This is a genomic window from Psychrobacter sp. DWR1-2-3 (genome assembly GCF_049896465.1).
Lineage (GTDB): Bacteria > Pseudomonadota > Gammaproteobacteria > Pseudomonadales > Moraxellaceae > Psychrobacter > Psychrobacter maritimus.
Genome location: NZ_JAFCUJ010000001.1, coordinates 284,870 through 297,656, shown reverse-complemented (window position 1 = coordinate 297,656; position 12,787 = coordinate 284,870). Strand labels below are relative to the sequence as shown.

At 44.3% G+C, this 12,787-nt stretch carries 9 protein-coding genes; 3 read left to right on the top strand and 6 right to left on the bottom strand.

Features of this window, described 5'->3' with window-relative positions:
• Nucleotides 1–73 precede the first annotated feature (73 nt).
• The 5 genes from hemB to ACP7AA_RS01140 all read right to left on the bottom strand — a co-directional run bounded on the left by hemB (nt 74) and on the right by ACP7AA_RS01140 (nt 9,461).
• Nucleotides 74–1,081, bottom strand: coding sequence for a porphobilinogen synthase (hemB, locus tag ACP7AA_RS01160; protein ID WP_201625085.1), 1,008 nt, complete (start codon nt 1,079–1,081; stop codon nt 74–76).
• 288 nt (nt 1,082–1,369) lie between these two features.
• Nucleotides 1,370–3,181: an efflux transporter outer membrane subunit gene (locus ACP7AA_RS01155; RefSeq protein WP_298909128.1), complete on the bottom strand. Its 1,812-nt coding sequence runs from the start codon at nt 3,179–3,181 to the stop codon at nt 1,370–1,372.
• Complete coding sequence (locus ACP7AA_RS01150) at nt 3,178–6,426, bottom strand: efflux RND transporter permease subunit (protein ID WP_426222400.1); 3,249 nt, start codon at nt 6,424–6,426, stop codon at nt 3,178–3,180. The genes ACP7AA_RS01155 and ACP7AA_RS01150 overlap by 4 nt, the downstream gene beginning before the upstream one ends.
• Nucleotides 6,427–6,460: 34 nt before the next feature.
• The gene (locus ACP7AA_RS01145) at nt 6,461–7,858 is read right to left on the bottom strand and encodes an efflux RND transporter periplasmic adaptor subunit (RefSeq protein WP_426222399.1); all 1,398 of its coding nucleotides are present in this window, start codon (nt 7,856–7,858) and stop codon (nt 6,461–6,463) included.
• A gap of 673 nt (nt 7,859–8,531) precedes the next feature.
• The gene (locus ACP7AA_RS01140) at nt 8,532–9,461 is read right to left on the bottom strand and encodes a polyprenyl synthetase family protein (protein ID WP_201619809.1); all 930 of its coding nucleotides are present in this window, start codon (nt 9,459–9,461) and stop codon (nt 8,532–8,534) included.
• A gap of 793 nt (nt 9,462–10,254) precedes the next feature.
• Between ACP7AA_RS01140 and rplU the strand changes: the two genes are divergently transcribed.
• The 3 genes from rplU (at nt 10,255) to lolA (ending at nt 12,061) form a co-directional block, all read left to right on the top strand.
• Nucleotides 10,255–10,566 (top strand): 50S ribosomal protein L21, encoded by a 312-nt coding sequence (rplU, locus tag ACP7AA_RS01135; RefSeq protein WP_144297745.1) that lies wholly within the window; start codon nt 10,255–10,257, stop codon nt 10,564–10,566.
• 91 nt (nt 10,567–10,657) lie between these two features.
• Nucleotides 10,658–10,915, top strand: coding sequence for a 50S ribosomal protein L27 (gene rpmA, locus ACP7AA_RS01130; RefSeq protein ID WP_055123782.1), 258 nt, complete (start codon nt 10,658–10,660; stop codon nt 10,913–10,915).
• 459 nt (nt 10,916–11,374) lie between these two features.
• Entirely contained in the window at nt 11,375–12,061 is a 687-nt protein-coding gene (gene lolA, locus ACP7AA_RS01125; RefSeq protein WP_201565200.1) for an outer membrane lipoprotein chaperone LolA, read from the top strand.
• Nucleotides 12,062–12,240: 179 nt separating this feature from the next.
• Here the strand turns inward: lolA and scpB are convergent, their stop codons facing one another.
• Entirely contained in the window at nt 12,241–12,786 is a 546-nt protein-coding gene (gene scpB, locus ACP7AA_RS01120; protein WP_201625090.1) for an SMC-Scp complex subunit ScpB, read from the bottom strand.
• Between the last annotated feature and the right edge of the window lies 1 nt (nt 12,787).

The window sequence follows — 12,787 nt, the reverse complement described above, 5'->3', positions numbered from 1 at the left end:
ATACAGAAAAAACCGCGCCAGCTAATACATAAGCTGGCGCGGTTTTTTTATATACAAAGCAATTTAATGCATATTAAGCATTATTCAACTGACGAGCCGCTTCTAGGGCAAAGTAAGTCAAAATCCCATCAGCGCCCGCACGGCGGAAACCTATCAAGGATTCCAAAATCACCGCATCGGTTAGCCAGCCATTTTGAATAGCAGCCATATGCATCGCATATTCGCCCGACACTTGATACGCAAAAGTCGGTACACCAAAGGTATTTTTGACTTCACGAATAAGGTCTAAGTATGGCTGACCCGGTTTAATCATCACCATATCAGCGCCCTCGGCTATATCCATGGCGACTTCGTGAAGCGCTTCAGCGCGATTACCAAAGTCCATTTGATATTGCTTTTTATGACCGCCTTTTAAGTTGCCTGCACTGCCGACGGCATCACGGAACGGACCGTAGTAAGCAGAGGCGTATTTGGCAGAGTAGGACATGATAGCGGTATTGACAAAGCCTTCGGCTTCAAAGGCATCACGCATGGCTTTGATGCGGCCATCCATCATATCACTTGGCGAGATGATATCAGCGCCAGCGCGAGCGTGGACGAGCGCTTGCTTGACCAATACTTCCACCGTTTCGTCATTGACCACATAGCCGCTGTCATCAAGCAACCCATCTTGACCATGTGAGGTATAAGGGTCTAGCGCCACATCGGTCATCACTACCATTTCTGGCACGGCATCTTTCACCGCTTTGACTGCACGTGCGCTAAGGCCGTTTTCATCATAAGCCGATTTACCATCAGGCGTTTTTAATGAATTATCAATAACGGGGAAGATGTCGATCGTGGTGACACCCTCCGCTAATAATTCTTTGGCATAATTAATCAGCAAATCAATCGATAAGCGCTCAACACCGGGCATACTAGCGATTGCTTCGCGCTTATTATTGCCTTCTAAAACAAAGACAGGGGCGATAAAGTGCTTGGGATGCAACTCAACTTCACGAATCATCGCGCGCACGTTATCGTTATAACGCAAGCGACGTAGGCGAGTTTCAGGGAATTGACGGTTAAAAGTATAAGTCATGAGGTTTCCTTATTTGATATTAAGCATGTGTTACTTATCAGCTTGATTAAACAAGCTGTTTTAATGCATGTTTTTTATAAAATTGGCACCACTAAAGTGATAAAAGCGTCGTTAATATAATGTTCTATTATACCCAGCACTACTATAATCAGTAGCCACTATAATCAGTAGCCACTATAACCAATAGTCGCTATCGAAAGCAAAAAGCCCTACCAAGTCGGTAGGGCTGATTGTACGTATCGACTGTCAATGTGAGGGTAGTGCGCTCACAATATCTTTTATGACTGTTTAAGGCTCAACAATCTGGGTAACAGGTACTTGCTCAACACTGGTGTCGCTAAAGGTCGTCTTTTCAGTGACCACGCCTACCGCCGCGTCTGTTTTGCCATCATTATTGACATCAACCACAGCGGTCGGCTTAAAGGTTGCCTTTTCTGTTGGTTGCGCCTGCTTAATCGCTTGCGCTTCTTGTGCAGAAGCCACACGAGCTGAGCTAGCCGCATCGATGGCATCGACCGCTTTTGCTTTATTGCTATTGGCAGGTAGATTGACCAATTGCACTAAGTTTTTATGCGGTACAGGAATCACCGTTGGTACGTCAAGGTTAGCGCCGCCGCCTAAGACTTGATAAAGCTCGACTTGGCTAATGATTTTTTGTAGCTCTAAGTCCAAGATACCTTGCTGCGTTGAGAACAATGAGCGCTGCGCATCAAGCACGTCTAGATAGTTTGCAATACCTGCTTTAAAGCGTGCATCGGCAATCTGATAGGTCTGCTCAAAGTTATCTTGCAAGCGGTATTGCGCGGCGAGCTGATCACCCAATGTTGCGCGTGTTGCCAACACATCTGATACTTCGCGGAACGCGGTTTGGATAGATTTCTCGTAGCCAGCTAGCGTCTGTTCACGCTCAATTTTCGCCACGTCGTAATTGGCATCTAAGCGACCAGCATCAAAGATAGGCACGCTAATGCTTGGGCCAAATGACCAACCGACCGAACCACTCTTAAACAGGTTATCTAAACTGCCGCTACTCAAACCTACGCTACTGGCTAGGCTGATAGACGGGAAGTAAGATGCGCGTGCTACTTCGATATTGGCACCAGCAGCTTTTAGATTGTATTCTGCTTGTAGCACATCAGGACGATAGCGTAGCAACTCACTTGGTAAGCCGGCGTTAAATATCTGCTGATTTGTGATATTACTGACCGCAGGCGTTGGAATAAGGTTGGTTGGAATCGGTCCACCTACCAAAAACTGCAAGGCATTACGCGCTTTTAGAATACTGCTTTGCGCCCGTAAGACAGCAAGTTTGGCATTTTCTAATGACGCACTGGCTTGCAAAGATGGCAGCTTAGGATCAATACCTGCTTCAAAGCGTTTATCAGCAATAAATAGTGATTTCTCACGACTTTCAACCGTAGCTTCTGCCAGTTTTAATTGCGCTAAGCTATAGCTTAAGTTGGCATAGCTTTGAGCGATATTACTGATTAGACTGATTTGGGTCGAATCTTTTGCCGCTGTCGTGGCCAAGAAATTCTGTAACGCTTGGTCTTTTAAGCTGGCAATTTTACCCCAAAAGTCTAACTCATAGTTGGCAAGACCAAGATTGACGTTATAGGAGCTGTTAGGGTTTTTGTCAGTTCTGTTTTGCGCTTGGCGTTTATAACCGCCACTACCATCAATTCTAGGTAAATCATTAAGATCGGTGATTTGATATTGGGCGCGTGCTTTCTCAATTGCTAAGCGGGCGCTTTCAAAGTCTTTGTTGTTCTCTAAACCTAACGCAATTAAACCTTTTAGGCGCTCGTCGCTATAGAAATTCTGCCAGCGTTGACCGGCGATACTTGGCTGATCAGCGCTACTCACGGTTTCTTTATCAAACGCGCCATAAGTTTGTTCGATAGGTATATTCGGCTCAGCAAGGACAGGGCGCATATCCGCTTTTGGAATGGTATTACAAGCCGCCATGCTTAACGCTAAAGCGGTCAAGCCGATTAGACGACCGCCATTTTTGCGCAGTACTGCAAGCGCCGGTTGCGCAGTGGTAGCAATGTTTGCTACCGCTGCTGAGCTTAAGGTAATATTTTTTTGAGCACTCATTGTGTATTATCTCCAAGGCTTACAGGCTGATAACTCTCAGAAGGCATTGGGTCAGAAGGCGTTGGGTTTTGCGGGCCAGGTGTGCCGTCATTGCCATCATCTCTATCGTTTGGTTTGTTGTTCTCATATTTATGCGGGAACATACTACGTACCCAAATATAGAACATCGGAATAAAGAAGATACCTAAGATAGTTGCGGTGACAACACCACCAACCACACTAGTACCGATGGCGTTTTGACTGCCCGAGCCCGGACCTGTGGCGATGAATAATGGCACAACACCGAGTCCAAAGGCAAGTGAGGTCATAATAATCGGACGCAGACGTTGACGCGCCGCTGTCATGACCGCCTCTTTTAGACTATAGCCTTCTTCTTGGTGTTCTTTTGCAAACTCAATAATCAAGATGGCGTTTTTGGCCGATAGACCAACCACCGTCAGTAGACCAACTTGCAAGTAAATATCGTTATTAAAGCCGCGTAGCCACGTAAATATCACCGCACCTAGCACTCCAAGTGGGATAACCAATAGGACAGAGAAGGGGATAGACCAGCTTTCATACAAGGCGGCTAGACATAAGAATACCACTAAGATTGACAGCGCATAAAGCATCGGCGCTTGGGCACCTGACTTTTGCTCTTCAAGTGACATACCTGTCCACTCATAGCCAACACCTTCAGGCATCTTCTCCATTATGGCTTCCATGGAGCTCATTGCTTCACCCGTACTCAAACCGGGCGCGGCACTACCTTGAATATTCATTGACGGTAAGCTGTTGTAACGGGTCAAACGCGGAGAGCCTGATTGCCATTCGCTACTAGAGAAAGCATCGAATGAAATCATATCACCGCTATCGTTACGGACAAACCATTTACCGATATCATCAGGGTTGGTTCGGCTGCTTGGCTCACCTTGGACAAACACACGCTTAATACGACCGCGGTCGACGAAGTCATTGATATAGCTTGAACCCCAAGCGGTAGAGATGACGCTATTAATATTACCCAATGACAAACCATAAGCAGCAGCTTGTTCTTGGTTGATATTAATTTTTAACTGCGGTGCATCTTCTTGACCGTTCGGACGAACGCCTGCGACTTTGTCATTTTGCGCCGCCATACCGAGGAGCATGTTACGAGCTTCAAGTAGCCCATCATGACCAAGGTTGCCGGTGTCCTGAATCATTAAATCAAAACCACTGGCGTTACCAAGTTCGGTAATCGCGGGCGGTACAATCGCAAATACTTGGGCTTCATTTAACTGGGTAAAGAAGTAACCCATGGCACGATCGGCCACCGCTTTTGCCGTGTTTTCTGCACCAGGACGATCAGCCCAGTCAGATAAACGTACGAACGCCAGTCCCATATTTTGCCCTTGTCCAGCAAAACTGAAACCTGCAATGGTAAAGACAGAGGCAATATTATCGCCTTCTTGGGTATCATAATAATTACTGACTTTATCGAGTACATCTTGCGTTTCATCCAGCGTCGCACCAGCAGGAAGCTGAACTAAGGTAAACATAATACCTTGGTCTTCTTCTGGTAAGAACGAGCCGGGGATACGTAAGAATACTACTGCCATGATACCGATGATGGCAGCATAGCCGATTAAGTATAACCATTTAAAGCGGAAGCTTTTACCAACCGAGTTTTCATAGCTACGGCTGACTTTATAAAAAGAGCGGTTAAACCAACCAAAGAAGCCTTTTTTCTCTTCTGTCGAGGCTTTGTCATGGCTTTTGCTACGTTTGAGCAAGGTCACACACAGAGCAGGGGTAAAGATAAGCGCGACCAGTGCCGATAAGACCATGGCAGTAATCAAGGTGATTGAGAACTGACGATAAATCACACCGGTTGAACCGCCAAAGAAGGCCATCGGTACGAATACCGCCGATAGAATCAAGGCAATACCGATAACGATTTTACTAATCTCGCGCATCGATTGTAGGGTAGCGTCTTTAATGGAGATATGAGGATCTTCCTCCAAAATACGCTCGACGTTTTCTACCACCACAATGGCGTCATCGACCAGTAGACCGATGGACAGTACCATGGCAAACATGGTTAGGACGTTGATACTAAAGCCTGCAATATAGAGTACCGCAAAGGTACCTAATAGAACCACAGGAACGGCAAGGGTCGGAATAATGGTCGCACGCCAGTTCTGTAAGAAAATGAACATGACGATAAATACTAAGACAATTGCTTCAATCAGCGTCTTGACCACTTGCTCGATAGACAAACGTACAAACGGCGTGGTGTCATAAGGGACGACTGATACCAGACCCGCTGGGAAGTTTGCTTCCAGCTCGGCCATACGTGCGCCAACCGCTTCGCGCGTTTCCAGTGCGTTTGCACCACCGGCCAATGAGATACCTAGACCGGCTGCTTCATTACCGTTATATAGTGAAATAACACTATAGTTTTCACTACCGATTTCAACTTTTGCAACATCGCCTAAGCGAACTTTTGCACCAGAGGTATCAGTTTTTAACAGAATGTTTTCAAATTCTTCAGGGGTTTGTAGATAGCTTTGTACCGTAACGGTAGCGTTGATAACCTGTTGGTCGGTATCAGCAGGCGCTTGTCCTAGCTGACCGGCCGAGACTTGCGCGTTTTGCGAGCGCACAGCATTGACCACATCAGATGGCACCATGTTATAGCTACGTAAGCGGGCAGGGTCGAGCCAAATGCGCATCGCATAAGCCGAACCAAACACCTGTACTTCACCCACGCCTTCAACACGGCTTAACTGGTCAACGACGTTTGAGTTAATATAATCGGCGATATCCGCGCGATCCATGCTGCCGTCTTCAGAAATAAAACCTTGCACCATTAAAAAGCTGCTAGAGGATTTATTGACGTTGACGCCTTGGCGCTGCACCGACTCAGGTAATGAGCTCATGGCGGCTTGAAGTTTGTTCTGTACCTGTACCTGCGCGGTATCAGAATCAGTACCGTTTTCAAAGGTTAAGGTTACTGACGCGCCACCGTTTGACGAGCTTGACGATGACATATACATCAGACCATCAAGACCCTTCATACGTTGTTCAATAATCTGTACAACGGAATTTTCAACGGTTTGAGCGTTGGCACCAGGATAGCTTGCGCTGACCGAAATCGTTGGTGGTGCAATACGTGGATACTGCTCAATCGGCAAGTTAATGACCGATATCACCCCGATGAGCATGACCAAAATAGCCATCACCCATGCAAAAATAGGGCGATTAATAAAAAAACGTGACATAGTATATCCCTAGTCTTCCTATCTTTGAATGGAATTAGTTAGCGGTAGATTCTGCAGGTTTTTTAGCAGCAGCATCTTTACTAGCTGGCTTATCCATCGCTTTTGCAGCTTGCTGCGGCGTTTGGGCAGTAGGTGCACCTGGCTTAGCAGGGGCTGCATTGGCATCTGGTAATGGTTTGGCGACCACCTCTTGCTCAGGCTTCACTTTTGCACCGCCGATAACCACCACTTTATCCCCTGCTTGTAGGCCGTCTGTGATGACCCATTGCCCTTTATAGGTACCATTAATAGTGACAGGACGTACTTGAATTTTATTGTTCTCATCAACGATGTAAACTTGCGTTTCACTTTTCGGAGTACGCATCACGGCACTTTGCGGTACCAAGGCGGCATTGGTAATGACGCTTTGGGTTAAGCGGGCGCTGACATACATACCAGGCAATAAGATATTGTTTTTATTAGAGAAGACCGCACGTAAGGTCACCGCACCGGTTGACTCATCAACTTTTGCTTCAGATAAAGCAAGCTCACCGCGTACAGGATAAGTTGAGCCATCTTCTAATACCAATTCAACCGAGTTCATGCCTGCTTGTGCTTTACCGGCAGAGATTTGCTGGCGTAACTTAAGCAATTCGGATGAAGACTGGCTGATATCTACATAGATAGGATCTAGGCGTGAGATAGTCACTAAAGGATCAGGTTGACCGGCGCTAACCAACGTACCGGCAGTCACGCTAGAGCGGTCAGTACGACCTGAGAGCGGCGCACGTACGATAGTACGGTTTAAATCCAACGTGCTGGCTTGTAAACCTGCCTTGGCAGTTTGGATGCCCGCTTTAGCACTCTCAATACCTGCTTGCGTTTGTCCGATAGCCGCACGCGCACTTTCGACTGCCGCTTGAGCGGTACGAACTTGGGTGACAGCTTGGTCATATTGCTGCTTTGAGATAGCATCAATTTCGATCAAACCTTGCAAGCGTTGCAAATCATTCTGCGCTTGTGATAATGATGCTTGGCGGCTGACCAATTCAGCTTTAGCATTAGCATTGTTTGCCACCGCTGTCTGATAGTTGGCTTGAGCCTGCTGAATAGCCGCCTGCCCACTGGTAATAGACGTCGCGTAGTTATCAGTATTGATACGATATAAAGGTTGGTCTTTTTTGACGTTGCTGCCCTCACGGAACAACACCTCGTCAATAATGCCATTAACCTGTGGGCGAACGTCTGCGGTTTGATAAGCCGCGGTACGTCCAGCAAAGGTCTGTACTTGGGGTACGGTATCTAGAGTGACAGTCTGAACGTTGACGACAGCAGGTGGCATTTGCTGCTGTGCGGCTGCGTCACCAGCTGCGTCCTCGTTTTTGTCACAGCCAACCAGTACAGCTCCAGATAGTACAGATGCTATTACAAGCGCAAGAGTAGAGTGCTTCATCAATGTCCTCGGCAATATAAATATCATATAATAAATAATTACAGTATTAAAAGTTTAGGGGTAAATCTTAACGTGGTAGATATGGAAAGTAATATGCATTTACCGTTGCCAATATATCAGTCGCTAAACGCGTAACAATCGGATAAGCAGATTTAATTTAATGAATGATTATAAACTATAGGGTATACCCTACAGTCAAGGTGTAAAAAACCGTTTTTGCGTCTCACAATTGTCTTCTAGCTCAATAAATGCCTAACAGCCATTGATAATACAAGCATAGCGTTAAAAATACCTTGTAAAATTCGTAATGAATGCTGAACTAGAATATTGTTAATTTTTGTTTTTTTAAATGAGATTCAGAGATAGTAGCAAGAAAGCTGTATAAAAATACAGTAGAAAACAAAGGAGACAGAAAAATTCTGTATTAGCAATACTTAAGTGTGAACGCTAAAATATGGAGGCAAAACGTATGCGCTTAAGTCAGTGTTTGGTATGAGTAATGAGGAGACTGCTAGTATCATAGCCAAACGCTCCTCATCTTTTATGTCTTATTATTATAAAGTCAGGCTTAACTTAACCTTTAATAAATAAAGTGGTCTTTATCTGATATATTGAAATCTTGGTATATAGAGAATATATAAAAATCTCGATATATCAGATAAATAAATAGCCTTTACACTAAACGCGCGCTGGCAAGTTCCGTCAATTGATATAACCCTTGGCGGTAGCGATTATCAGGTAAGCTGCTAAGCGCTTGCTGGGCAAGTTTGGTTTCTTCTAATGCGCGCTGCTTACAGTATTCAAGCGAGCCTGAATGACGTACCAGTTCGATAAGCTGCTCAGCGTTTGGTGTTTTACCAGTTTGCACGGCGATACGTAACTGCTCATAGCCTGCGGTATCGCTGTCTTTTAATAGCTCAAGCGCCTTAATGGTTGGCAGCGTTGGTTTACCTTCCGCCAAATCGTCACCGAGATTTTTGCCCATCAGCTCGCTATCGCCACTATAATCGAGCACGTCATCGACGATTTGGAAAGCATTACCGAAATGTTGACCAAAATCAGCCAATGCTTGCAGGTGCTCAGTTTTATTTTGCAAAATAGCCGCGCCTTGGGTCGCCATCATAAATAAGCGTGATGTCTTTCCATCGATGATATTTAGATAATCAGCTTCAGTGGCTTCAGGATTGTGCTGATGCTGTAGCTGTAACACTTCGCCCTCGGCGATATCACAGGTACCATCTGAGAACACTTGCAATAACGGTAAGCTTTGAAACCCAACCAATAGGTTAAAAGCGCGGGCAATCAAATAGTCACCGACCAGCACTGCCGTGGCATTATCCCAAGTAGCGTTTGCGGTTGGCTTACCACGGCGCTGACCTGATTCGTCAATCACATCATCATGGACTAAGGTTGCGGTATGCAGCATCTCAGTAATCGCCGCCAAATGCATCGCTTGCTGCGACGGCTCATCATTAAACATCCGCGCGCATAACAAGGTAATGAGCGGGCGCATACGTTTACCGCCAGCATTAATCACATGCTGCGAGACGCTCATGACCAGTTGAACTTTGGAATTCAAACTGCCAAAAACCTGCTTGTCCATAATGTCAAAATCATCAGCAACGATGCTTTGAATATCGGCATAGCTTAGGGTGTCAGCATGGTTGGGTTCAGCATTGCTTGGCGTGCTTGCTAAGTTAGTTAAGGGTGTGGTTGATGCTGCAGCGGCGTTAGATAAAGAGTTACTGGTCATAATGAGTCGTCATACCAATGAAAATAAAAGAGGGTTTGGATAGCGGTCTATCTATTTATAGTAAGTGCTTATAACAAGTATTGATAGTGAAGCTATCGTTTGACGCATAATAGCATAGCTATCTGGGTCAATTGTTGATTTAAGTATAGCAGAATGCAGGGCTGTCTTTATATTTAGCCATCTGTTTAGCCCTATATTTTGATATATTGGTCGTCTAATTAAACAATAATAGATGGATGTTTATTAAGCTAATTAGCGTATCGATTGGAATTTATTCACCCGCATTGGGTAATAATAAGCCAATATTTACAAAAAACTGTAAGTAACTGATTATATAAGTTATAATAGCCGCTGTTGGATTTTAACCAATGATGGTTTGATGTCTTATACTTGAATAAAGATAGTGGTCTTAACAGCGGTGGTTTATACCCTTGTTAATCAATCACATCATTTTTATATATAAGTATAGACAAACATTTGAGCCAGTATTATTGGTATTACCACCTGAGCAAAACAAGAGATGCGGCTTGCTTTTATGAGCAAAAAGCCGTAAAATCTTGCCTTTAATTTTTCCCTGTCGTGTTCGTCGTAAAAGCGTTGGTATGATATCAGCCACGGCACACGGGTTAAACGGAGTCATACAATGTACGCAGTAATCAAAACTGGTGGTAAACAGCACCGTGTAGTCGTCGATGAATTGCTTAAAGTTGAACTACTAAAAGCAGAAAAAGGCGAAACAATTAAATTTGAAGACGTGTTGATGGTTGTTGACGGTGAAACTGTCAAAATCGGTCAGCCTGTCGTTGAAGGCGCTAGCGTAGAAGTTGAAGTGGTTGAACATGGTCGCGGCGAAAAAATCCGTATCATCAAACACAACCGTCGTAAGCATTATCACAAAGAGCAAGGTCACCGCCAATGGTATACCTTGTTAAAAATCAAAGCTATTAATGCCTAATTATTCACTTAGCAATTACTGCTAAATAGCGCACTAAATGCTTAAGAGTTGTCGCATTAGCGATAAGTCACATTAACAAGGAGATTTTCTCATGGCACATAAAAAAGCTGCCGGTTCGAGCCGTAACGGTCGTGATTCAAACCCAAAAATGCTAGGCGTTAAAATCTTTGGTGGCCAAGCTATCACAGCTGGTAACATCATCGTTCGTCAACGTGGTACAGAATTCCACGCAGGCGAAGGCGTTGGCATGGGTCGTGACCATACTTTATTTGCACTAAATGACGGTGTGGTAAAGTTTGCGACCAAAGGTAAATTCAACCGTCGTTATGTTATGGTTGAAAGCGCATAATTGCCCATCTGGGTTATTTTAATCGAAGATTAAAATAGCTTGATGACTAAAAAAAGCCCTTATTACCGTTTGGTAGTAAGGGTTTTTTTATGGTGCTGGTTCTTTATTAAAAGCAGGTTATTAAAAGCAAATGATTATAAATAGCAGGTCATAACATTAGCAATAGCTCGCAAACTGCTTTTAAATAACCCTAATTTATATATAAAACAGACAACAAATAACAGTGAATGCTATGTAACGCTACTGGTTACAAGCGTGTATGGCAGCGGTAGTAATGATTGCAAATCATGACTAGGCGCGTAATAAAAAAACTGGCACACTGTCTGCATTGTTTAATCACGTCAGTTTAAGTTTATTGATTCTGAACTGACTATCGTGAGATAAGCACTTATTGAAAACAAAAATTTTAATTAAAACGTTTTATCTTTATGCTATTTTGCATTTAAAAGAGGATTTATAATGACTTTATTAACCAACAAAACAACCTTAAAACAAAAAGTAATGAGCGGTGCTTTAGCGGGTGTATTGATGACCTCACTTGGTGTTGCCGCGCCGATGATGGCTTTAACGCAATCGGCAACGGCTGCTCCGGCTGATAATCTGACTGCCGCCAAACGCTTAAACAAATTATTAAGTAATACCAAAAGCATGACGGCTAACTTTAGCCAAACTACCAAAGGCGCAAATAGTGGTACCTTTACGGGTACGATGAGTGTGCAGCGTCCAAATAACTTCCGCTGGGAAACCAAGTCACCGTCCGAGCAGCTGATTGTGGCAAATGGCAGCTCGATGTGGGTTTATGATAAGGATTTGGAGCAAGCGACCAAGCAAAATGTCGATAGCCAAGTGGGTAATACCCCAGCGCTATTGTTGTCAGGTGATCCAAGCAAAATTGATAAGAACTTTAAAATCACTCAGCCATACGCCAATAAAAACTACTACGTATTATATCCAAAGTCAGAGAGTGCCAGTTTTAAGAGCTTATCGATGAGCTTTAGCGGTGGTAAGCCTGTGATGATGGTATTGAATGATAGTTTAGGACAAACCACGACGATTAAGTTTAGTGGCATCAAAATGAACCCAAGTATCGGTAGCAGTCAGTTTAAATTTACGCCACCAAAGGGCGTTGATATTATTAATCAGTAATTATTAATCAATAATCAGTACTGTTAATCTAACCGTACTTATTTAAAAAAACTGGTTTAAAAATTTGCTTTAAAAACTGGTTTCAAAAAAAGGACAAGCCTATTCGGTTTGTCCTTTTTTATTATGGCAAGAATAATACGCAGGTCTTATTTTAAGCGATCTAAGAGAAGGCTTTGATGCTAAGACAGCGCTTTGATGGCTTCCATATCTGGCAGTGCGGGCAGCTCATCTAAATTGGTCAATCCAAACGCATCTAAAAATTGCGGCGTGGTATGTAGCAGTGCAGGGCGGCCCAAGGTTTCTTTGTAACCTTTCTCTTCAATCCAACCTTTATCAAATAATTGGCGCAGTATATTACTCGATAGCGTCACACCGCGCACGTGCTCGATGTCACCGCGTGTTACTGGCTGCTTATAGGCAATGACACTCAACGTTTCAAGCAGGGCTTGGCTGAGGCGTTCTTGTCGCTGCGGGAATACACGCTGAATTAACGGACTATAGCTATCTGCGATTTGTAGCCGATAACCACTGGCCGTCTCATGTAAGGTCAGTACACCAGCATCTAGACGCTGTTGTAATATCTCCAACGCTCGCGCAAGCTCGTTAGTATTTAACGATAACTGCTTCTTTAATACATTAGCCGTAAGAGGCGCCTCAGAGGCGTGCAGGAGCACCTCGATATGCTTGCTCATCTCTTCTAAGTGTCGCTGCTGCGTATCTGTCATT

What these genes read in the sequence shown, in the direction of transcription:
- hemB (WP_201625085.1), bottom strand. Translation starts at nt 1,081, where the DNA reads ATGACTTATACTTTTAACCGTCAATTCCCTGAAACTCGCCTACGTCGC.
- ACP7AA_RS01155 (WP_298909128.1), bottom strand. Translation starts at nt 3,181, where the DNA reads ATGAGTGCTCAAAAAAATATTACCTTAAGCTCAGCAGCGGTAGCAAAC.
- ACP7AA_RS01150 (WP_426222400.1), bottom strand. Translation starts at nt 6,426, where the DNA reads ATGTCACGTTTTTTTATTAATCGCCCTATTTTTGCATGGGTGATGGCT.
- ACP7AA_RS01145 (WP_426222399.1), bottom strand. Translation starts at nt 7,858, where the DNA reads ATGAAGCACTCTACTCTTGCGCTTGTAATAGCATCTGTACTATCTGGA.
- ACP7AA_RS01140 (WP_201619809.1), bottom strand. Translation starts at nt 9,461, where the DNA reads ATGGACAAGCAGGTTTTTGGCAGTTTGAATTCCAAAGTTCAACTGGTC.
- rplU (WP_144297745.1), top strand. Translation starts at nt 10,255, where the DNA reads ATGTACGCAGTAATCAAAACTGGTGGTAAACAGCACCGTGTAGTCGTC.
- rpmA (WP_055123782.1), top strand. Translation starts at nt 10,658, where the DNA reads ATGGCACATAAAAAAGCTGCCGGTTCGAGCCGTAACGGTCGTGATTCA.
- lolA (WP_201565200.1), top strand. Translation starts at nt 11,375, where the DNA reads ATGACTTTATTAACCAACAAAACAACCTTAAAACAAAAAGTAATGAGC.
- scpB (WP_201625090.1), bottom strand. Translation starts at nt 12,786, where the DNA reads ATGACAGATACGCAGCAGCGACACTTAGAAGAGATGAGCAAGCATATC.